This window comes from Trueperella sp. HMSC08H06, from assembly GCF_001808465.1.
GTDB classification, from domain to species: domain Bacteria; phylum Actinomycetota; class Actinomycetes; order Actinomycetales; family Actinomycetaceae; genus Trueperella; species Trueperella bernardiae.
Window position 1 is genome coordinate 24,148 of sequence record NZ_KV793355.1, and the last position, 18,843, is coordinate 42,990.

The 18,843-nt window shown below is 67.7% G+C and carries 20 protein-coding genes; 9 read left to right on the forward strand and 11 right to left on the reverse strand.

Features of this window, described 5'->3' with window-relative positions:
* Window positions 1-124: 124 nt before the first annotated feature.
* Window positions 125-1,519, forward strand: coding sequence for an MATE family efflux transporter (locus tag HMPREF3174_RS05275; protein ID WP_070446294.1), 1,395 nt, complete (start codon window positions 125-127; stop codon window positions 1,517-1,519).
* Window positions 1,520-1,649: 130 nt separating this feature from the next.
* Window positions 1,650-2,702 carry a hypothetical protein gene (locus HMPREF3174_RS05280; RefSeq protein WP_062614156.1) on the forward strand — a complete coding sequence of 351 codons (1,053 nt, stop codon included), beginning with the start codon at window positions 1,650-1,652 and terminating at the stop codon, window positions 2,700-2,702.
* 53 nt (window positions 2,703-2,755) lie between these two features.
* Here the strand turns inward: HMPREF3174_RS05280 and HMPREF3174_RS05285 are convergent, their stop codons facing one another.
* The 3 genes from HMPREF3174_RS05285 to HMPREF3174_RS05295 form a co-directional block, all read right to left on the reverse strand.
* Window positions 2,756-3,544, reverse strand: a complete 789-nt coding sequence (locus HMPREF3174_RS05285) for a CDP-alcohol phosphatidyltransferase family protein (protein WP_068538860.1) — start codon at window positions 3,542-3,544, stop codon at window positions 2,756-2,758.
* Between the two features lie 44 nt (window positions 3,545-3,588).
* Window positions 3,589-4,593, reverse strand: coding sequence for a ferrochelatase (gene hemH, locus HMPREF3174_RS05290; RefSeq protein WP_068538861.1), 1,005 nt, complete (start codon window positions 4,591-4,593; stop codon window positions 3,589-3,591).
* A gap of 186 nt (window positions 4,594-4,779) precedes the next feature.
* Window positions 4,780-5,751 carry an aldo/keto reductase gene (locus HMPREF3174_RS05295; RefSeq protein ID WP_210382931.1) on the reverse strand — a complete coding sequence of 324 codons (972 nt, stop codon included), beginning with the start codon at window positions 5,749-5,751 and terminating at the stop codon, window positions 4,780-4,782.
* A gap of 312 nt (window positions 5,752-6,063) precedes the next feature.
* Between HMPREF3174_RS05295 and HMPREF3174_RS05300 the strand changes: the two genes are divergently transcribed.
* Window positions 6,064-6,492, forward strand: coding sequence for a membrane lipoprotein lipid attachment site-containing protein (locus HMPREF3174_RS05300; RefSeq protein ID WP_062614160.1), 429 nt, complete (start codon window positions 6,064-6,066; stop codon window positions 6,490-6,492).
* A gap of 28 nt (window positions 6,493-6,520) precedes the next feature.
* Here HMPREF3174_RS05300 and aroD read toward each other — a convergent pair whose 3' ends face one another.
* Genes aroD through HMPREF3174_RS05335 form a run of 7 tightly spaced genes read right to left on the reverse strand, consistent with a single transcriptional unit; the run spans window position 6,521 to window position 12,471 of the window.
* Complete coding sequence (gene aroD, locus HMPREF3174_RS05305) at window positions 6,521-7,285, reverse strand: type I 3-dehydroquinate dehydratase (protein ID WP_070448160.1); 765 nt, start codon at window positions 7,283-7,285, stop codon at window positions 6,521-6,523.
* Window positions 7,282-8,154, reverse strand: a complete 873-nt coding sequence (locus HMPREF3174_RS05310) for a tetratricopeptide repeat protein (RefSeq protein WP_143602056.1) — start codon at window positions 8,152-8,154, stop codon at window positions 7,282-7,284. Before HMPREF3174_RS05310 ends, aroD begins: the two co-directional genes overlap by 4 nt.
* 11 nt (window positions 8,155-8,165) lie before the next feature.
* The gene (locus HMPREF3174_RS05315; RefSeq protein WP_062614163.1) at window positions 8,166-9,176 is read right to left on the reverse strand and encodes a vWA domain-containing protein; all 1,011 of its coding nucleotides are present in this window, start codon (window positions 9,174-9,176) and stop codon (window positions 8,166-8,168) included.
* Window positions 9,173-10,147: a vWA domain-containing protein gene (locus HMPREF3174_RS05320; protein WP_083297691.1), complete on the reverse strand. Its 975-nt coding sequence runs from the start codon at window positions 10,145-10,147 to the stop codon at window positions 9,173-9,175. Before HMPREF3174_RS05320 ends, HMPREF3174_RS05315 begins: the two co-directional genes overlap by 4 nt.
* A complete protein-coding gene (locus tag HMPREF3174_RS05325) occupies window positions 10,141-10,596 on the reverse strand; it encodes a hypothetical protein (RefSeq protein WP_062614165.1) in 456 nt (151 codons plus the stop codon). Before HMPREF3174_RS05325 ends, HMPREF3174_RS05320 begins: the two co-directional genes overlap by 7 nt.
* Window positions 10,589-11,467 (reverse strand): DUF58 domain-containing protein, encoded by an 879-nt coding sequence (locus tag HMPREF3174_RS05330; protein WP_160326888.1) that lies wholly within the window; start codon window positions 11,465-11,467, stop codon window positions 10,589-10,591. Before HMPREF3174_RS05330 ends, HMPREF3174_RS05325 begins: the two co-directional genes overlap by 8 nt.
* An 8-nt stretch (window positions 11,468-11,475) precedes the next feature.
* Window positions 11,476-12,471: an AAA family ATPase gene (locus HMPREF3174_RS05335; RefSeq protein ID WP_244899262.1), complete on the reverse strand. Its 996-nt coding sequence runs from the start codon at window positions 12,469-12,471 to the stop codon at window positions 11,476-11,478.
* Window positions 12,472-12,574: 103 nt separating this feature from the next.
* Here HMPREF3174_RS05335 and HMPREF3174_RS05340 point away from each other — a divergent pair, with 103 nt between their 5' ends.
* Window positions 12,575-13,177 carry a hypothetical protein gene (locus HMPREF3174_RS05340; protein ID WP_062614167.1) on the forward strand — a complete coding sequence of 201 codons (603 nt, stop codon included), beginning with the start codon at window positions 12,575-12,577 and terminating at the stop codon, window positions 13,175-13,177.
* Window positions 13,178-13,180: 3 nt separating this feature from the next.
* The gene (locus HMPREF3174_RS05345; RefSeq protein WP_062614168.1) at window positions 13,181-14,014 is read left to right on the forward strand and encodes a YwiC-like family protein; all 834 of its coding nucleotides are present in this window, start codon (window positions 13,181-13,183) and stop codon (window positions 14,012-14,014) included.
* Window positions 14,015-14,139: 125 nt separating this feature from the next.
* On the opposite strand, the gene HMPREF3174_RS05350 is transcribed toward HMPREF3174_RS05345, so the two are convergent.
* Window positions 14,140-15,195 (reverse strand): histidinol-phosphate transaminase, encoded by a 1,056-nt coding sequence (locus tag HMPREF3174_RS05350; RefSeq protein WP_070446304.1) that lies wholly within the window; start codon window positions 15,193-15,195, stop codon window positions 14,140-14,142.
* A gap of 74 nt (window positions 15,196-15,269) precedes the next feature.
* On the opposite strand from HMPREF3174_RS05350, the gene HMPREF3174_RS05355 reads away from it, so the two are divergent.
* The 4 genes from HMPREF3174_RS05355 to HMPREF3174_RS05370 all read left to right on the forward strand — a co-directional run bounded on the left by HMPREF3174_RS05355 (window position 15,270) and on the right by HMPREF3174_RS05370 (window position 18,718).
* The gene (locus HMPREF3174_RS05355) at window positions 15,270-15,668 is read left to right on the forward strand and encodes a phage holin family protein (RefSeq protein WP_062614170.1); all 399 of its coding nucleotides are present in this window, start codon (window positions 15,270-15,272) and stop codon (window positions 15,666-15,668) included.
* Window position 15,669: 1 nt separating this feature from the next.
* Entirely contained in the window at window positions 15,670-16,506 is an 837-nt protein-coding gene (locus HMPREF3174_RS05360; RefSeq protein ID WP_062614171.1) for a fructosamine kinase family protein, read from the forward strand.
* A gap of 140 nt (window positions 16,507-16,646) precedes the next feature.
* Window positions 16,647-18,047 (forward strand): adenylosuccinate lyase, encoded by a 1,401-nt coding sequence (gene purB / locus HMPREF3174_RS05365; protein WP_070448162.1) that lies wholly within the window; start codon window positions 16,647-16,649, stop codon window positions 18,045-18,047.
* A gap of 5 nt (window positions 18,048-18,052) precedes the next feature.
* Window positions 18,053-18,718: a DedA family protein gene (locus tag HMPREF3174_RS05370; protein WP_062614173.1), complete on the forward strand. Its 666-nt coding sequence runs from the start codon at window positions 18,053-18,055 to the stop codon at window positions 18,716-18,718.
* The last annotated feature ends 125 nt before the right edge of the window (window positions 18,719-18,843 follow it).

Sequence of the window (18,843 nt, forward strand, 5' to 3'; positions counted from 1 at the left end):
TGCCGCCCGCCCCACCCCCTGCCTCGCATCTCACATGGACAAACCCTTATTTCCCAACGGCAAAGAATGGTACGATTTTTGACGGTTTTTGAGGATTGTAATTGCGCCGTCGGGAAAGACGAGTATGGCTAAAGAACTGACGCATGGTCATGAGGGCAAGCTGATTTTGCTTTTTATGCTTCCCCTGCTTGCGGGGAACCTCTTCCAGCAGCTGTACAACATTTCGGACACGTTCATCGTGGGACGCACGCTCGGCGCGGATGCGGTGGCGGCGGTCGGCTCGGTCGGCACCCTGTTCTTCCTAGTGATGGGCTTTGCCCAGTCGGCCACGGTGGGCATGACGATCCCGATGTCGCGCCACTTTGGTGCCCAGCGCCTGCCGGCTCTGCGCCGGAATTTCGCCACGTCGATCGTTTTGTCGGCGATCATGGCGCTTGTCATCACGGTTCCGGCGGTGGCCTTTTCCGGTGACATCTTGCGCCTCATGAACACCCCCGCCGACATCCTCCCCGACGCCACCTACTACCTCCAGGTCCTGTTCGCGGGCCTGGCCTTCACGGTGTTTTACAACCTGCTGGCCAACGCAATCCGCGCGATCGGCGATTCGACCACCCCACTGTTGTTCCTCGTCATGGCCGCCACGCTCAACATCGTGCTCGACCTCGTCTTCATCCTCTACGTTGGCATGGGCGTGGAGGGCGCGGCGCTGGCCACGGTGATCGCCCAGGGCCTGTCGGTGGTGGCGTGCGCGATCTACATTCAGACCCGCATCCCGATCCTGCGCATCAGCGGGGCCGACTTCCGCATCCTCAAGGTCGAGGCCCTCGAGCAGTTGCGCCTCGGCATCCCCATGGGCTTCCAGACCTCCGTCATTGCCCTCGGCCTCATCGTCATCCAGATCGCGCTCAACGGGCACGGCGCCGCCGCGATCGCCGCCTACACGGTCGCCCAGCGAATCGAGCAGCTGGCCATGTTCCCCTTCGTCTCCTTCGGGATCGCGGCTGGCGTCTTCGTGGCGCAGAACTACGGCGCGGGCAAGATGGAGCGCATGTGGGTGGGCATCAGCCAGACGATTTACATGTCGCTTGCCTACGCCGCCATCATCGGCACGCTCATCCTCGTCTTCCAGCACGAGGTGATCAGCGCCTTCTTCGGCTCCGGCCTCACCGACGAAATCCTCCGCCTCGGCTCCATCTACCTGTGGGTGACCGTACCGTTCTACCCGTTCCTCACGATCCTGTTCGTCAACCGCTACTCGCTGCAGTCGCTGGGCAACGCGCTGGTCCCCACGCTGGCCGGTTTAATCGAGATGGGCGCCCGCGTGGCCACGGCGCTGTTCATCGCCCCGGTCTACGGTTTCGTCGGGATCGTCGTGTGCCATCCACTCGCGTGGATCGGCGCGTTCCTTATCCTCACGCTTGCCATTCGGAAGAAGAAGCGCGAACTGACCGCTTCGGTAGAATCGCCTTATTTCCATGTCCAGGTGGCGGAGGCCGAATGTGAGGTCGCACCCTGCTGACGCCCCGGGCGTTCACGACGCCGCCCGCCCCGCTGACCGCCGCCCCTAATAAGCCACACACCCTGGGCATGAGGACGCGCACGTCCCCGTTCCTTATAATGGCTGAGATTGGCCAACCCGAGGAGCGAGCATGCCACATGCCCTGACCAGCACTGACGACGCCGCGCGCCTCCTCACCCGCCACTCCGCGCTCGCTTACCCGATGCTGCGGGAGATCGGGATCGATCCGGCGGCGGTCAAGCGCGTCTCCGGCATCGACCGCCTGGGCAATCTCACCGCGCGCCGCACCGCCACGAGCCTGGTGCTCGGTCCGCTCTCCTCTCTGCTTGCCGATTCTCCGACCACGCCCGCCACCCTCCCCACCGACCTTCGCGACACCCTAGCCACCGACCTCCGCCGCCTCATCACCACCCGCCAACACCTCATGTTTGCCTTGGTCCCGGCCGAGCGGCTGGCCGCCCTTCAGGTGTTCTTCGGCGCCGACCCCTCCCACGCGGAGACCCACCTCCTCCAGCCACTGAGCGATTCCTTCCTCCCTTCGGCCCTCAAATTTGTCAGGGCCGGGTCCCTCTCCCCCGAGCTCGCCGAGCGCTACCTCGGAGGGGTGGATCGGCCTCACGTGGTGGTCGGGATGAGTCCGTCGGCGTGGTTGCGGGCGTGGGCCGCGGGCACCCCCGACCAGCAAGAGTTTGTGCGAATGGCGTTCGTGGGCGAGGAATCGTCGACGATCAGCTCGCACAACTACCGGGCGCTGCGCGAGGTCGGAGCACGGGTGGTGCCGTCGTCGCGGCTGTACCGCGCGTTGCACAGCCCCACGTTTTGGGCCTACCTGGTGGTCTTCATCTACTCGACGCTACGCGCGCTGCCAGCCACGTTCGTACCGCACTTCCACGGCAGCGTGCTGCTGCTGTGGACGATGGATGTGGTGACGGCGATCCCCTACACGTGGGGGCTGGTCGCGTTCTTCACCGCGCACAAGACCTGGGTGCGGGTGACCGGGTTTGCCGTCACGCTCATCACGTTCATCGCGCCCTACATCTACTTCTGGTCGCATGGACGCGGGTATTCGTGGTGGGTGCACGGCGTCGTGGGGGCGATGATCGCCGGCGCCCTCCTGTATGAGGGCTTCAACTACCTTCGCGACCGCGCGGTCGCCGCCGGCCTGCGCCACTCCCGTCTCTAGCCGCCGCCCGACGCCGCCCCCGAGCTATGCGGCTCAGGCGGCGCTCCGGCGGGCTATGCGGAGGCCGCGCGCCCCGGGCGCCGCGGCCGATCCGGCCCCGTCACCGTACGGATCACGCCCGTGCCGATGAACCACCCGCCCGAGACCCAGAACGTCACCAGCAGCCACATCGGCTGATGTGGGAACACCACCACCAGCCAGCCCGTGGCCGCGATCCACACGAAGATCGACGCCAAATTCAGCACCATGAAACGCTTCACTCTGAACGGGTGCGTCCAGTAGAACGGCACGATCGTCAGCACAATAAACAGGGTCACCCAGAAGATGTTCGCCGCCTGCCCCAGCTGGAGCACGTATAGGATGACGGCCACGATGTTCCACGCCGCCGGGAAGCCGTAGAAGTAATAGTCGACCGACTTCCAGTTCTCGTTCGCGTAACACAGTGTCGACGACGTCAAAATCAGCACCGTCAACACCCCCGCCAGCGGCTTCGGCCCCAGGTCCAGCTGGGTGTACATGAAGATCGCGGGGATGAAGGTCCAGGTGATGTAGTCGATCGCGATGTCGAGGATCCCGCCGTCGAACCACGGCAACACCTCGCGCACGCGATACCGCCGGGCGAAGAACCCATCCACGCCATCCACGATCAGCGCCACCCCAAGCCACAGCCACATCCACGCGATCTGCCGGTCGATGAGCGCGAGCGTGGCGAGCGCAGCGAACGCCATCCCCGACATCGTAAAAATATGCACCAGCCAGGCACGCACCCGGTCCGGAAGTGGGGCTATCGCCTCGGGCGCGATCGAACGGGCGCGGCGAGGCGCAGAATGGTCAGTAGGCATGGACGGTCCTTTTGTGCAACGGCGTGTTTGTGCACAATTATTGCCTAACTTGCCTCACCCTCGATAACCCGATCTCGTACCGCGGTTGGACGCGGGCCCGCGCCCTCGAGAAGGTGGGCGACGACGTCGGCAAACACCGGGTCGTCATTCATCGGCGGCACGCGCACGAAGTGCGTCCCGCCTGCGCTTTCGAACGCCTCGCGGTTGAGGACGTCGAGCTCATCGAGGGTCTCGATGCAGTCGGCGAGGAACCCGGGGGTGGCCAGCACAACACTGGTGACACCCTGGCCGGGCAGCGCGCCCATCGTGTCGATTGTGGCGGGCTCGAGCCATTTGCCGGGCCCGAACTTGGACTGGTACGTGGTCACGACGGCGTTGCTCACCCCGCGCCTGCGCAACCCCTCCTCGATCGCGAACGTGGTGGCCTCGCACTGCGTGGCGTACTCGTGGGGGCGGTGGACGCGGCGCTCGGGCACGCCGTGGTAGGACAGCAGGATGCGAGCACGCTCCGGGGTGGGAAGGGCGGCGACGGCAGCCGCGATCTTCTCCGCATGCCAGTCCACAAAGTGCCCCTGGGCCGGCCACGGGCCGATCATCCGCACCCGGGTCTCGGGCGAGGCGGCCTGCCACGCCCGCACCTGCTGCACGATCGACCCCGTGTTCGACGGCGCCCACTGCGGGTACAGCGGCAACACGGTCACATCCCGCATGCCCTCCCGGGCGAACGCGTCCAGCTCCTGCGCGATCGACGGCTTCGTGTACGTCATCGCGTAGCGCACCTCCCACGGCAACGCCTCCGCGAGCAGGTCGCGCTGCTGGCGCGTGATCACGACGAGCGGCGAGCCTTCCTCCGTCCAAATCGTCTCGTACAGCGCGCCCGACTTTGCGGGGCGCGTACGCAGGATGATCCCGCGCAGAATAGGTAGCCAGAGGGCGCGCGGGAAATCGATCACGTCGGGGTCGGACAGGAAGTCGTCAAGGAAGGTGGCCACGTCCGCGCGCGACGGCGAATCGGGCGTACCAAGGTTGACGAGCAAAAGACCGGGCATGGCATCTAACCTAGCCTATGCGCCGAGCAGATCTCATGTGCACGGCAACCAACCGGCCGGGTGCCTTGTCTCAGCCTCGACGGATAATTTGCGGGACGATCTGGGCCAGGTCTGCACATATATGCAGGTGGGGCTCAAGTCGTCCCGCAAATTTCGCTTGGCCGGGGTAACCGGCGCCGGGCGGCGTTAGAACAGCTCGTCGATGGAGGCCTTGAGGCCGGCGTCGTCATTCAGAGACTCGAGGGCCTTGAGCGCCCCGAGGTTCTCCTCCAGCTGCTTAACTGAGGACGCGCCCAAGATCACCGTGGACACGTGCGGGTTGGCGGCCACCCAGCCGAGGGCTAGCTGGCCGGTGCTCACGCCGAGGTCGGCGGCGATCTTGGCGAGCTCGCGCACCTGGTCGCGCGACTTTTCGGCGCCAGCGCGCAGGTAGTCGTGGCCCTCGAGCGTGGCGCGCGAACCTTCCGGGATCCCGTCCACGTACTTGCCCGTGAGGATGCCACCCGCCAGCGGCGACCACGTGGTCAGCCCCAGGCCGAGGTCCTCGTACAGGCGGGCGTACTCGTTTTCCACCCGGTCGCGGTGGAGGAGGTTGTACTGCGGCTGCTCCATGACGGGCTTGCGCAGGTTGCGCTTGTCGGCGATTTCCCACGCCGCGCGGATCTCATCCGCGCTCCACTCCGAGGTGCCCCAGTACAGGGCCTTGCCCGACTCCACGATGTCGCTCATCGCATACACCGTCTCCTCGATCGGCGTGTTCGGGTCCGGCCGGTGGCAGTAGGCCAGGTCCACGAAGTCGAGGCCGAGCCGCTCGAGCGAGCCGTCAATGGCCTGCATGAGGTACTTGCGATTGAGGGTATAGTGCATGTTCGGCATCTCGCCGTTGATGCCCCAGTAGAACTTGGTGGAAATGACGTACTCGTGGCGCTTCCACCCCAGCTCGCGGATGGCCTCGCCCATGATCTGCTCCGACTTGCCGCCGGCGTAGACCTCAGCGTTGTCGAAGAAGTTGACCCCGGCGTCGGCGGCGGCCTGCAGCTGCTCCTTGGCAAGCCCGGTGTCCACCTTCCCGCCGAACGTGACCCAGGAGCCGAAGCTGAACTGGGAAACCTGAAGACCTGCAGATCCAAGCCGGTTATATGGCATTTGTTTACTCATGTACCCGAGTTTAATCGCCGCCTCGGACCCTGCCCGCTCCGATTGCGCCGAGGGTGGAAGGACTCCCCCGGCCCCGGCCGGCCGGGGCTGCTGATCCGCCGGCACCCCGGAGCCCGACACAACTCGTGAACCCGAGGCCCACCAGGCCCGTATACCAATCGCTAGCCGGTATATTCACGAGTTCTGCCGGGGCTGCCAGTTATCACGATTTCTTTTAGTGTCGGCGAACACCTACGAGCGGTTCGGGTTCGGATCCGCATAGCGGGAAGGAGTATAGTTGCGCACGGCTTATACTCAGCAGAACGGAAGACCATGAAGAAGATCCTTGCGACCATCACCATTGCACTCGCCCTCGCCGGCTGTTCGGACTCGACAAGCTCCAACGAGACCACCAAGCCCACCCCCGAGGTGACCCGCACCCTGTCAGGCACGTACAACTCAGTGGCCGAGCTGCGCGACGCCGCCGTGGACGCCGGCTACACCTGCGACAACTGGACCGACGGCGAGTGGAACCAGGGCACCTGCTCCGAGGCCGACTTCTTCGCCGTGTTCACCAACCAGGGCTCCCGCTCGGCTTACATCCACAAGGCGCAGGCCGCGGGCGAGTCTTTCACCGCGCTGGTGGGCGACAACTGGTACATCGCCGGCGACGAGGCCGCGCTCAAGGAGCTCGAGGGCAAGCTCGACGGCACGGTCGAGCAGGTTGAGGCCGCCGCTCCCGCCGACGAAGAGTCCAACTAACGCCCAGCGCCCGGCACGCGGGCAAGAATTACATATCGCCTGAATCAGCGCCTCCGAGCACCGCTCGGAGGCGCTCGATTGTGGGCTGTCCAGGCGCAGTCGACGCGCCGGCGGTGGCGAATGTGGCCACGGACCCGTAGGCGTGCCCTTCGAACCGAGATCGGATCCCGGCCTCCCCCATCGCGATCGTGATGAGCGGCCGGCCTGACTCTTCCGCTACCTGCTTCGTGACCTCGAGCAGCCGCGCCGTGTCCTCCTCGCTGTGGGCCATGACGGCCAGCTTCGGTATCGCGTTTTGCACGGCCAGCATGTCTTCGAGCATGAGGTACATGACCTCCGCGTCCGGGGTGTCCTGCCATTCGTGGTGCGACACGACCGCCGTGTACCCCAGCTCCGCCGCCCGCGCGGCCAGCTCCGCCGTGGCCTCCGAGGCGAACTCGAGGTCCAACCCCACGCGGTCGGCGGGAATCGCCTCCTGCATGAGGATGTCGAGGATCGTGGCCAGCAGCACCCGGTACCGGAACGGGGTGAGCTCCACCTCCCCGCCCTGGCCCAGAGTGCGGAACGTGATGAGCACCGGCACGGACAGTCCAGCATACAGGTCACGCAGGAGGTCGCGCGCAATCGCGTCGATATCCGTGCCCGGGTGTGCAGCCAGCAGGTAGTCGGCGCGGAGCTCGACGACGTCGGCCCCCGCCTTCTCGCACTCCCTCGCCTCCTCGAGGATCACCTGCGGGGTGGTTCCCACCACCGGCACGATGATCGCCGGGCGGCCTTCCTGGTTGAAGATCACCAGTTCTCTCCGTTCTTGCTCCCGAACTGCTTATCATACTCGCTCCACTCGCGGCGCTGTTGTTCGGCCTCAGAAATCCGCTCGAGCAACTCGCGGTCCTGTTCGCTCATCGGCTCCGAGTTCTGGTCGCCGGCCTCGCCCGCATCGGGTTCCTGATCTCCCTCTTCGTGACGCTCGGCTTCCTGGCGCGCGGCCTCCTCCTCGGCTTCCGCCTGGCTCTCTTCGGCCTGCGTGCGGACCTTTTCCGACTGCTCGTCCTCACACGGGGCGATGATCCTCACGGCGTCGGCGTAGCCCGCGGCGGTGAATTGCGGGTCCGACTCGCCGCCGGCCACACTCATCGTGGCGACGGCGAGGTTGATGCGCACCTTGCACTCGTCGGTCGGCCCGGTATCCTCGGCGACCACATCCGGGTTCGCCTCCGCCACACCGCCTTCGTCCCGCGAGGTTCCCGGCGGCACCAGCTCCAGCGCCCTCTCCAGATCACTGATCGCCGCGGCCGCCTCCCCGCCCTTGAGCCGGGCCGTGCCCGCGCCGAAAAAGGCCTTCCACCGGCCCAGCGAGTCCGGCATCGCGTGGGTCGCCACGTCGTAAGCCTGCGCCGACGCCGCGAACTCGCCCGCGTCGTACCTGCTCTTCCCCGCCGCCAGGGAAAACGCCGCGACGCCGGCCACGATCGTCACTACCGCGAGCGCCAGCGCGACCAGCCCGGCCAGCGCCGCCACGGCCCGCTTCCACGCCGATCGGCGCGCCGCCGCCCCGCTCACCGTCCGCGCCTCACCAATTCCCGACGCCGCGCCCGTGCCTGCGCCAACATCCGCACCCGACCCCGGAGCCACGCGCTTACCCGCGCCCGGTGTCCTCCACACGATCGCCCGCCTCATCGCCGACCCCCGGTGTCAATGGTGGTGCGCCGCGTGGACATCATAGCCACGGCCCGCACGCGCGGCATGAGGTCGAAGATCTCCCACGCAGCCAACACCGCGAGAGCCACGGCAAACGCCCAGATCACGGGACTGTACACGTTCTCCTCCACGCCCTCGCCCAAGCTTGCCTCGGCGCTCAGCTGAGCCGCCAGCTCCTCAATCCCGCCGGGCCCGCTGCGGTGCACGTACGGCACGCCGATCTGGCCGGCGATCGTCTCCAGCACGGCCGGGTTGGCCCGCGAGATCGCCACCCCGCCCGAGGGCGCCATAATGTAGTCCCCGCTCTCGCCCGCGGGGTCCCGCCGGAGCATCTTTCCGCCGGCCTCGGTGCCGTACCCGAACACGTACCCGCCCTTGACCAGCGGCGCCCATGCCCCATAATTCGGGGCCTCCCCGCGCCGGGAGCTCATGGCATCGGTGGCCTCGCCGTCGGTCATCAAGACGACCACGGGCACATACCTCTCACCCTGGAGCTGCTCGAGCACGGCGGTGACCTCCTCCACCGGGCGATTGATCGACGATCCCCCGGAAAAGTCAGTCATCTCCCGGTCATACACGTCGAACCACGTGCGCGCCGCCTGCTTGTCCGTGGTCATCGGCAGCTGCTGGGTGGCCCGCGAACTGTACTCGACGATCCCGAAGTGCGCCTCGGGCAGCGCGTTCATGAGCGCCGCCGCGTCCGCCTTCACCCCGTCAAGCCGCCGGCCGTCACCGTAATCCTGCGCCGCCATCGAGCCAGTGGCGTCCACCACGAACAACACCGCCAGGTTCGAGGTGAGCGTGCGCGTCTCCACGCTCACCGCCGGCCCCAGGCCCATCGCCACCGCCATCGCGAGCATCCCGAACCGACGTAGCCACGCCAGCCACCGCTCCCGCCCGGTCACCAGCCCGCCGATTACAAGCACCAGTCCCACACCCGCCACCACGGCGAGCGGGACCGGATCGATCAGATACAGGAGCTTCATAGCTTGAACCTCCACGCCACCGCCAACAACACCACCAGCGCCCCGGCGATGATCGCCGGCCATCGCCCGGGCTGGTCCACCATCACCGCGTCGCCCTCCACGACGACGTTTTGCACGTCCTGCGCTTCCACGGCCTCCACGATCTGCGCCGCCGCACTCACGTCATTGAACGGGTAGTAATACATCCCGGCCGCACCCAGCAGATCGCGCATCTCGGCGTTGTCGTCACTCCACGGCCCGGAAATGTAGATCCCGTGCACCACCACACCGCCCTCCTTCGCCCGCTCAATCCCCTCCGCGAGCGTGAACACCGAGTCGCCTGCCAGCTCGTTGTCGGTGGCGAAGATGACGGTGCGGGCGCGGTCGGCGTCGTCGAAATCGAAAGAAAACAGGCAGGAGACCAGCCCGTCCCCAATGAGCGACGACCCGTGGACCTCCACGCCCGCCTCCGTGCCGGCGATCAGGCGGTTGAGCCCGGCCGGGTCCTGCGTGCTCATCACATCCACGGCTGCATCGATCTGGCCCGTCACCACGTTGTATTCGCTGGTCAGCGGGAAGACCAGCCGCGAGGCCGAGTTGAAAATGCTCAGCCCCACGCGCTCACCCTCGAAGCTCTCCACGAGCTTGGCGAACGACCGCAGCACCTCCGCGTCGTAGGTCAGCACCGAGCCGGACACGTCGAGGCACAGCATGATGTCGCGGCTGGCGAGCTCCCGCCGCAACGAGTCCGCCCCCGCCGGGCGCGCCGCCAGGTATGCGCTTCCTCCGCCAACGACGACGGCCAGCACCACCACGGCCCCGACTCCCACGCGCAACATCGCCAACCTCTTGCGCAGCCGCGGGTGCTGGAGCGCCGCGCGCGTATGTGCCACGCGCACGCCCTCCGCCGCCCGGCGCCGGCGCAACCAGCCAAGCCCCGCCGCGATCACCAGCACGAAGCCCAACCCAATTCCCAGGAGCGGATTTACCATGACACCGCCCTTACCGCCCGATCACGGGCCGCCTGGGCGCTCGCGTGCGGCTCGGCCGAAAACGAGGGCTCTTCCCACTCCTCGATCGCGTCCGCCGCCGCGCTAAAGGCCGCCACCTCGCGCAACTGCGCCACCTGCCACGCCGACAGGTCCTTGCCCACGAGCTCCCCCATGATCGCCCGTAGCTCCGCCGCCAACTCCAGGTGCAGCGCCCGCACGTCCTCCGGCGTGTCCGCCGCGTGCCGCGCCACCACCGCATCAATCCGCGCCACCGCACCCGAAACCCGCCGCGTCCGAACCGGCTCCGGCGCCGCCGCCTGCGCGGCCGGCTCGCGCCTCCAATACCTAAGCGCCGCCACCACGACGCCGGCACACCCCACCAGCACCCCTCCAAAAATCACCCACCACACGGCGGGCGTGCCAAACGGATCGATCACTTGGTCAAGCATGGCGCCTCAACAACTCAATAATCGCCCTCGGGACCTCCTCGGTAGACCCCACGGTCACGTGCCGCACCCCGTTCGCGCGCAGCAACTCCGCGGCGAAGGCGTGAGCACGGCGTCGTTCCTCCTCAAGGTCGGCCCGCAGCGCGGCGTCGTCACGCAAGAACTCCGGGATGAGGGAGCCCGTGGCGTGGTCGACCATGTGCTCCACGCCCTGCGCAGCCACCGACATGTCCGCCACCCGCAACACCACTACCTCGTGCCGGGTGCGGATGCGGCGGAGCGTGTGCCCGTCGGCAAGGCCCGGCCAGTATTCGTCCGTGACCAGCACCAACAACGCCCGCGGCTGCGGCACGCGCAGCCGCTCCTCCAGCATGTCCGACACCGCCGACTCCCCCGCGCCGGCCTCCATCCGCTCCTGCACCGCATCGAGCGCAAAGTCCAGGTGCGAGTTGCCATTGCGCGCCGGGATCCGCGACACCCCCGCACTATCCCCGTACACCACCGACAGCCGGTCCCCGCGCTGAATCGCCAGGTAACCGAGCACGTCCGCGGCGAACATCGCCACCTGCTCCTTTGATTCCCCCGACGGCGCCGCCGCCCTCATCTCCGCGCCCGTGTCCACCACCAGCTGGGTGAACATGTCGGTCTCCCGCTCGAAGCGGCGGATGATCGGGCGGCCGGCCCGCGCCGACGTCTTCCAATCAATATCCGCCACATCATCCCCGTGAACGTAGTCCGTGAGGTCGTCAAAATCGTGCCCCTGGCCGGTCAGCATCGAGCTGTGCTGGCCCTCGAACACCCCCGACGCGCGGCGGATCACCGGCAACGAGACCTTGGCGCGCACCAGCGCCGACCGCGTTCCCGTAGACCTCACCCTCCGACTCATGGCGTGGGCACCGTCTCAAACACCGCGTCGATCAACGACTCCGGGCTCACCCCGCCCGCCAACGCGTCATACGTGCGCACAAGCCGGTGGCGCAGCACCTGGTAGCGCATCGCCGTGATGTCCTCCGGCGTCACGTAGTTGCGCCCCGCCTGCAACGCCAGCGCCTGCCCCACCTGCATGAGCGCCAACCCACCGCGCGGCGACGAGCCCACCCGCAAGTGCCGCTCCAACTCCGGCAACGGCCGCGGCCCCCGCCCGCGCGTGGTATTAATGAGCGCCACGATATAACGCTTGATCGATTCATCCACGTACACTTGCCGAGCCGTGGCCTGCAAAAACAGCACGTCGTCAGCAGTAATCGGCTCCACGTCACCACGCCCGAAGCTGCCCTCCGCCGACTTCGTGAGGATCTCCACCTCCTCCTCCGGCTCCGGGTACGTGAGCACCTCCTTGAGCAGGAAGCGGTCCATCTGCGCCTCCGGCAACACGTACGTGCCTTCCTCTTCGATCGGATTCTGGGTGGCCATCACCAGGAACGGATCGGGCAGCTTGTAGATCGTGCCCCCGATCGACGTCTGGCGCTCCTGCATCGCCTCCAACATCGCCGACTGAGTTTTCGCCGAGCTCCTATTAATCTCATCGAGCAACACCATGTTTGCGTGCACCGGCCCCAGCTGCGTGGAAAAACTGCCCGTCTCATACGAGTAAATCTGCGTACCCACGATGTCATTCGGCATGAGGTCAGGCGTGCACTGGATCCGGGAAAACGTGCCCGAAATCGAGTCCGCCAGCGTCAGCGCCGCCGTGGTCTTCGCCAATCCCGGCACCGACTCGAGCAGCACGTGTCCGCGCGCCATCAACGCCGTGACCAGCGCCCTCGCCAGATCCTGCTGACCCACCACGCTCCCACGAAAAATACCCCGGACGCGCCCGATCAGATCCTCAGTACGCGCCAGATCGGCGTCGTTAATCTGCCCCGTTGCCAGTGCCATGAGCCCTCCCATCAGCGCACAGGTCCGCTCCTGCGCGCACAGTTCCAGCCTACACAGCACCTCCGACATCCCTTAGTATGGGCGTGATACTCAAGGAGGAATCATGAGCCACCAGCTACCCGACGCCGGCCCACCACAGCCCGCCACCAACCGCGGCCCGCTATACTTCCTCATCGGCTCCGCCTCCCTCCTGTTCCTGGTGGTCCTCGCCCTCGTCTTCCAACAGCTCATCTCCAACGGCCGCGAGATCGGCACCAGCCCAACGACGACGCCCCCGCCCTCCCCGACCTCCTCACCCGCGCCGAGCTCCAGTCCCTCCCCATCTGAGACCGCCGAACCAGAGCCTGAGCCCACGCCGGAGCGGCCCGCGCCTGAGGGCGCCATCGAGGCGGCCTCCTTCACCACGCCGGCCAAGAACATTCACTGCCGCATCAACTCTGACAACGTCGAGTGCTCCATCTACACCTACGACTACCCCTCCCCCAAACAGTGCGAGGGCCTCACCGCCACGTACGTGGTCGGGGCCGAGGGGGCGGTCGACGCCGACTGCCAGCACTCCGTGTCCGTCGCCGACGTGTACGACTACGGCACCGCAGTCGCCCTCAACGGCTTCGCCTGCACGCTCGAACAAGACGGGGTGACCTGCTGGTCGGTCATGTCCGGCCACGGCTACGAGCTCAAGCGCGCCAACGACCGGATCTTCTAACCCGTGGGACGCAAGCTTCCTCCCGGCTGGATTCCGCGCTATCACGGGGCGTGGGCGATGGTCACCGTGCCCGTGCTGCTGGGGATCGTGCTCGGCGGATTCGTCTGGCAGCACCTCCTACTTCTTGGCACGTGGTGGGTGGGATACTTCGCCTTCTACGCCATCGGGCAGTGGCTGCGAGCGGGGCCGGCGCGCATTGGCCGGGCTGGGCGGGATGGCCGACGCTCCAGGCGCTCCCGCTTTGTCGCGCCGGCGCTGACCTACTCCGCGATCGCGGCACCCCTCGGCGTCGCCCTCCTGGTGACCGCCCCATTCCTAGTGCGCTGGACGCTGGCCTTCGCACCGCTCGTCGTGATCTCAGCCTGGTGCTACTCCCGGCGCAAGGAACGCTCCTTCCTCAACGATGCCGCGACCGTCACCGCCGCTACCCTCACCCTGCCCGTCGCCTACGACCTCGCCACCCACGGGCTGGCCACCCTCCCCGGCGCCTCCGGCAACGGGTCCGTGACCGGCTGGGGCTGGATCTGGATCGTCACCGCCATCGTCGGGTGGTACTTCCTCGGCACAATCTTCTACGTCAAGACCAACATCCGCGAGCGCGGCAACCGCCCCTGGTTCCTCGCATCCATCGCCTTCCACGCGGTGGGGCTGGTCGGGGTGGTGGTGCTGGCCGCGCTGGTCGGGGAGCCGTGGGTGCTGCCCTCGCTGTGGGTGGTCATCGTGGCACGCGCGGCGGCCGTCCCCGCCTGGGGCTACCACCACGGCTGGCTGCCGCCGCTGCCGATTGGCCTAGGCGAAGTGGCGATCTCGGCGGCCCTGTTCCTGGCCTTCATCTGATCTTGGCTGCTCCCGGCGTGGCTAACTGGTGAATCTGAAATCTCATCGCGAAAAACGCTCATTCCTGCCCCAAACTCACCTGTTAGCAAGGCCGGCGCCGCTGTCGACCGGCGGGCCCAAGCCGGTTACGCAGCGCGGAATGTCCGATATGCCCGCACCAGCCGAAGTGATGCCTCGGGGCTGGCCACAGTGACGCGCACGCCGTCGTCGGGAAAAGCCCGCACCACGATGCCCGCGCGCTCGCACAGGGCGGCGAAGCGCTCGGAGTCCTCGCCGAGGTCGAACCAGAGGAAGTTGCCCTGCGGGGCGGCGCCGTCCCAATCGAGCGCCCGCAGCGCCGCGACGAGCTTGGCGCGCTCGGCCTTGATCATCCCCACGCGCCGCACCACCTCGCCGTGCTCCTGGAGCGCGGCCACCGCCGCGGCCTGCGCCAGCTCGTTCACGCCGAACGGGGTGGCCACCTTGTCCAGCCCGGCCACCACGTCCGCCATCCCGAGCGCGTACCCCACCCGCAACCCAGCCAGCCCGTAGGCCTTGGAAAACGTCCGCAGCGACACCGCGTTCGGGAACTCGCGGGCCAGCTCCACCCCGCGCACGGGATCGTCCATCTCCACGAAGTCCACATAGGCTTCATCGATGAGTACGGGGATGTCGGCGGGGACGGAGCGAAGGAAGCGGTGGAGCTGGTCGTGGGTGAGGGCCGCCGACGTCGGGTTGTTCGGCGTGCAGACCATGATGGCGCGGGTGCGCGGGGTGATGGCGTCGAGCATGGCGGGAAGGTCGATCGCCCCGCCACGCAGTGCCACGCGCACAGCCGTGCCGCCGGCGGCCTGGATCGCGATCGGGTAGGCCTCGAAGCTGCGCCACGGCAGCACCACCTCAGCCCCTGGTGAGCACACGGCCTGGAGGAACTTCTCGATCAGCGCCACGGAGCCGTTGCCCACGGCCACGTTGTCCAACGATATTTCGTGGAAGGCGGCGATCGCCTGCTTGAGGGCGGCCGCGCCCATGTCCGGGTACCGCCCCAAGTCCCCGAGCCTCAGCCCCAGCGCCGCCGCCACGCCGGGCAGGGTGGGGAAGGGCATCTCGTTGGAGGCCACCTTGATGACGTCCGGGACGGCCGGGTTTCGACCGGCGACGTAAGCGGGCAACTGATCGATCTCGGGGCGGAAGAAACTCATGCCTCTATCTTGCCCCTATTTCGCGGGCCGCGCATTGGCGGATCACCGCTCGGCTTTGCCCGTAGGATGGGGGCATGAATTTCTTCATTGGTGCGGCTTTTAACGCCATTGCTCTGTGGGTTGCCACCCTGATTTTCCCGGGCATCCGGCTCGAGGGCGCGGGCGAGGCGGCTTTCGCCGGTCTCGGCCCGGCGGGCCAGGCGGCGGTGTACTTCCTGCTGGCCGGCGCGGTGCTCGCGCTGGTGAATATGGTGGTGCGCCCGATTGTCAAGGTGCTGTCCTTCCCGTTCTACGTGCTGACGCTCGGCCTGTTCTTTGTGGTGGTCAACGCGCTCATGCTCATGCTGACCGCCTGGATTACCGGCCACTTCGCCCTGGCCCTGGTGATTGACGGCTTCGGTTGGGCAGTGCTCGGCGGCATGGTGGTGGGCCTGGTGAACTGGGCGCTGAGCCTGGCCACCGGCCGCGACTAGCGTGTCCGTTCACACCAAGCGCGGGCCGCGGCGAGCCATCGCCCACGAGCGTTGCGGCCTCACCGCGCTTGCCAAGGCCGCCCACGACGCCGGCGCTCCAGTCGCGCGGGTCTCCTCCAGTGACGCCGGCTCGCTGTCCACGTACACTCTGCGGCCTGCCCCGGCGTCGGCGGGCGCCGCACGGGAGTTCGGCGCCCGGCTTGCCCGCACCCACGCCTATTCAGAGGGCCCGCGCGTGTTCGGCCAGGCACCCGACGGCTTTTCCGATTCCGTGGGCGCGATGGGGATGGCGCCGTTGCCGCTGGTCGCGGCGGGCTCGCCGGCCCGGCGCTTCGGGGAGTTCTACGCCGCCGACCGCCTCCTGCCCTACGTCGGCGACGCCCTCGCTAACGGCTCCTTCACCCCGGCCGACGCGGCCCTCATGGAGCGCCTGGCCGAACGCCTCCGCGATGGCCTCTTCGACTCACCCCAACCCGCCCTCGTCCGCACGGATGCGGCACTCCTCCACGGTGACCTCTGGTCCGGCAACCTCCTGTGGTCCCAGCCCGACTCGCCCATGGAGGGCACGGGCGCAACCGGTGGCGACGGCGTCGTGGGCGTACTCATCGACCCCGCGTGCCAGGGCGGGCACGCCGAATCGGACCTGGCGCAGCTGACCGTGTTCGGGGCGCCGTTCGTGGAGGACATCTACGCCGGGTACAACGAGACCTCGCCGCTGGCGGAGGGCTGGCAGGAGCGGGTGGGACTGCATCGGCTGCACATGCTCATCATCCACGCCGCGCTGTTCGGCGGGGGCTATGGGCGGGAGACGGTCGCGGCGGCGGGCCCCTACCTCTGACTTGCCGTCGGCCCGCTTCCGGCCCGCCGCCAGCGCGCCCGCACACGCTCGCCGTCTCAGAGAGTGAGCCAGAACCTGCGCGCCGAGTCCTCATCGTGGATGCCGGGCGGCGCAAACGCCGAATATGCCACCATGGGAGCATGAAGTTCTCTGACGTGTATGCCCTGGGCCCCCTCGATGGTCGCTACCGGCCGGAGGTCGCCCCGCTCATCGACCACCTCTCCGAGCAGGCCCTCAACCGGGCCCGCGCACATGTGGAGGTCGAGTGGCTGATCTTCCTGTCCACCAACAGGGTCCTCCCGGGCGCGCCCGTGCTGACCGACGCCGACATCGCCTACCTGCGTGCGATCCCTACGGACATGGACGACGCCGACATCGCCCGCCTCGCAGTGATCGAGGCCGAGACCCGCCACGACGTGAAGGCAGTGGAGTACTTTCTCAAGGAGAAGATGGACGCCGCCCCGGCCGCCCTCGGCGACACGACCCTGCCGCAGATGCACGAGATCGTCCACATTTTCGCCACCTCCGAGGACATCAACAACCTCTCCTACGCGCTCATCATCAAGGACGCGCTCACCCAGGTGTGGCTGCCGGCCGCCCGCGCCCTCGTGGCCGACCTCGAGCAGATGGCCGCCACGGACGCCGCCACCCCGATGCTCTCGCACACGCACGGCCAGCCGGCCTCGCCCACCACGTTGGGCAAGGAGGTCGCGGTGCTGGCCCACCGCCTCGCGCGCCAGGTCCGCCGGATCGAGGCCGCCGAGTTCCTGGGCAAGTTCAACGGCGCCACGGGCACGTATGGCGCGCACTCGGTGTCGGTGCCGGGCGCGGATTGGCCGGCGCTCGCCCGCCAGTTCGTGGAGGGCCTGGGGCTGACCTTCAACCCGCTCACCACCCAGATCGAGTCCCATGACTGGATGAGCGAGCTTTTTGCCGACGTCGCCCGCTTCAACCGCATCGCCCACAACCTCGCCACCGACTTCTGGACGTACATCTCGCTCGGCTACCTCGCCCAGAACCTCGCGGCGCAGGGCTCCACGGGCTCGTCCACGATGCCGCACAAGGTCAACCCGATCCGCTTCGAGAACGCGGAGGCAAACCTGGAAATCTCCTGCGCTTTGCTCGACACGCTCGGCGCCACCCTCGTCACCTCGCGCCTCCAGCGCGACCTCACCGACTCCTCCACCCTGCGCAACGTGGGGGTCGCCTTCGGTCATTCGCTGCTGGCGATCACGAACTTGCGCCGCGGCGTCGCCGGCGTGGAGGCTAACCGCGCCGCCCTCAACGCCGACCTCGAAGCCCACTGGGAAGTCCTCGGCGAGCCGATCCAGCAGGCGATGCGCGCCGCCGCGATCGCCGGCGCCACGGGCATGCAGGACCCGTACGAGCGCCTCAAGGAGCTCACGCGCGGCCACCAGGTGGGGGCTGAGGAGATGCGCGCCTTCATCGGCTCGCTCGGGCTGCCCGACGACGTCGCGGCCCGCTTGGCCAATCTCACCCCGGCCACCTACGTGGGCCTGGCGCCGAAGCTCGTACGCTAGGGAACATGAGCCTACTGACCCTCGCAACCGCCGCCACCGCCACCGCTGGCGCCGACCAGCTGACCGGCATCGCCGCCTGGGCCGTGACGATCATGGAGTCCCTGGGCGGGCTCGGCGTCGCGTTCCTCATCGCGCTTGAGAACCTGTTCCCGCCACTACCCTCGGAGATCGTTCTGCCGCTCGCGGGCTTCACGGCGTCGCAGGGCACGTCGTTCGGCCTGGTCGAGGCGATCGTCTGGGCCACGGTGGGCTCGCTCGTGGGCGCGTGGGCACTGTACGGGATCGCGCGCCTCATCGGCCGCGAGCGCACCCGCGCAATCTTCAACTGGCTGCCGCTGGTGAAGATGTCGGACGTGGACAAGACTGAGGCGTGGTTCCACAAGCACGACCAGTCCACGGTCTTCTTCGGCCGCATGCTGCCGATCTTCCGCTCGCTCATCTCCCTGCCGGCCGGCGTCATCAAGATGAACTTCCTGTGGTTCACCCTGCTCACGACGGCGGGCGCGGCCATCTGGAACACGGCCCTCGTCGGCGCAGGGTACATCCTGGGTGAGAACTGGCACCTGGTGGAGCAGTACGTGGGGCTCCTGTCGTACGTGGTGGCGGCGCTCGTCGTCGTGCTCCTGGGGTGGTGGGTAGTGAAGCGCCTGCGCGCAAACCGGGCGGCGTAACCCGACCTGCCCGCTGGCGGCCGGCGGCGCGGGCCGACCTCCCCGCAGCCCAGCCGGCAGACCCGCCCGCCACGATCCGGCTAGCCGCGCCCGATTCCCGCGCCGGCCGCGAGCCAGTAGAGTAG

Excerpts from the sequence above, each read along its gene's own strand:
- HMPREF3174_RS05275 (WP_070446294.1), top strand. The coding sequence starts at position 125 with ATGGCTAAAGAACTGACGCATGGTCATGAGGGCAAGCTGATTTTGCTT.
- HMPREF3174_RS05280 (WP_062614156.1), top strand. The coding sequence starts at position 1,650 with ATGCCACATGCCCTGACCAGCACTGACGACGCCGCGCGCCTCCTCACC.
- HMPREF3174_RS05285 (WP_068538860.1), bottom strand. The coding sequence starts at position 3,544 with ATGCCTACTGACCATTCTGCGCCTCGCCGCGCCCGTTCGATCGCGCCC.
- hemH (WP_068538861.1), bottom strand. The coding sequence starts at position 4,593 with ATGCCCGGTCTTTTGCTCGTCAACCTTGGTACGCCCGATTCGCCGTCG.
- HMPREF3174_RS05295 (WP_210382931.1), bottom strand. The coding sequence starts at position 5,751 with ATGAGTAAACAAATGCCATATAACCGGCTTGGATCTGCAGGTCTTCAG.
- HMPREF3174_RS05300 (WP_062614160.1), top strand. The coding sequence starts at position 6,064 with ATGAAGAAGATCCTTGCGACCATCACCATTGCACTCGCCCTCGCCGGC.
- HMPREF3174_RS05315 (WP_062614163.1), bottom strand. The coding sequence starts at position 9,176 with ATGAAGCTCCTGTATCTGATCGATCCGGTCCCGCTCGCCGTGGTGGCG.
- HMPREF3174_RS05320 (WP_083297691.1), bottom strand. The coding sequence starts at position 10,147 with ATGGTAAATCCGCTCCTGGGAATTGGGTTGGGCTTCGTGCTGGTGATC.
- HMPREF3174_RS05325 (WP_062614165.1), bottom strand. The coding sequence starts at position 10,596 with ATGCTTGACCAAGTGATCGATCCGTTTGGCACGCCCGCCGTGTGGTGG.
- HMPREF3174_RS05335 (WP_244899262.1), bottom strand. The coding sequence starts at position 12,471 with ATGGCACTGGCAACGGGGCAGATTAACGACGCCGATCTGGCGCGTACT.
- HMPREF3174_RS05340 (WP_062614167.1), top strand. The coding sequence starts at position 12,575 with ATGAGCCACCAGCTACCCGACGCCGGCCCACCACAGCCCGCCACCAAC.
- HMPREF3174_RS05350 (WP_070446304.1), bottom strand. The coding sequence starts at position 15,195 with ATGAGTTTCTTCCGCCCCGAGATCGATCAGTTGCCCGCTTACGTCGCC.
- HMPREF3174_RS05355 (WP_062614170.1), top strand. The coding sequence starts at position 15,270 with ATGAATTTCTTCATTGGTGCGGCTTTTAACGCCATTGCTCTGTGGGTT.
- purB (WP_070448162.1), top strand. The coding sequence starts at position 16,647 with ATGAAGTTCTCTGACGTGTATGCCCTGGGCCCCCTCGATGGTCGCTAC.
- HMPREF3174_RS05370 (WP_062614173.1), top strand. The coding sequence starts at position 18,053 with ATGAGCCTACTGACCCTCGCAACCGCCGCCACCGCCACCGCTGGCGCC.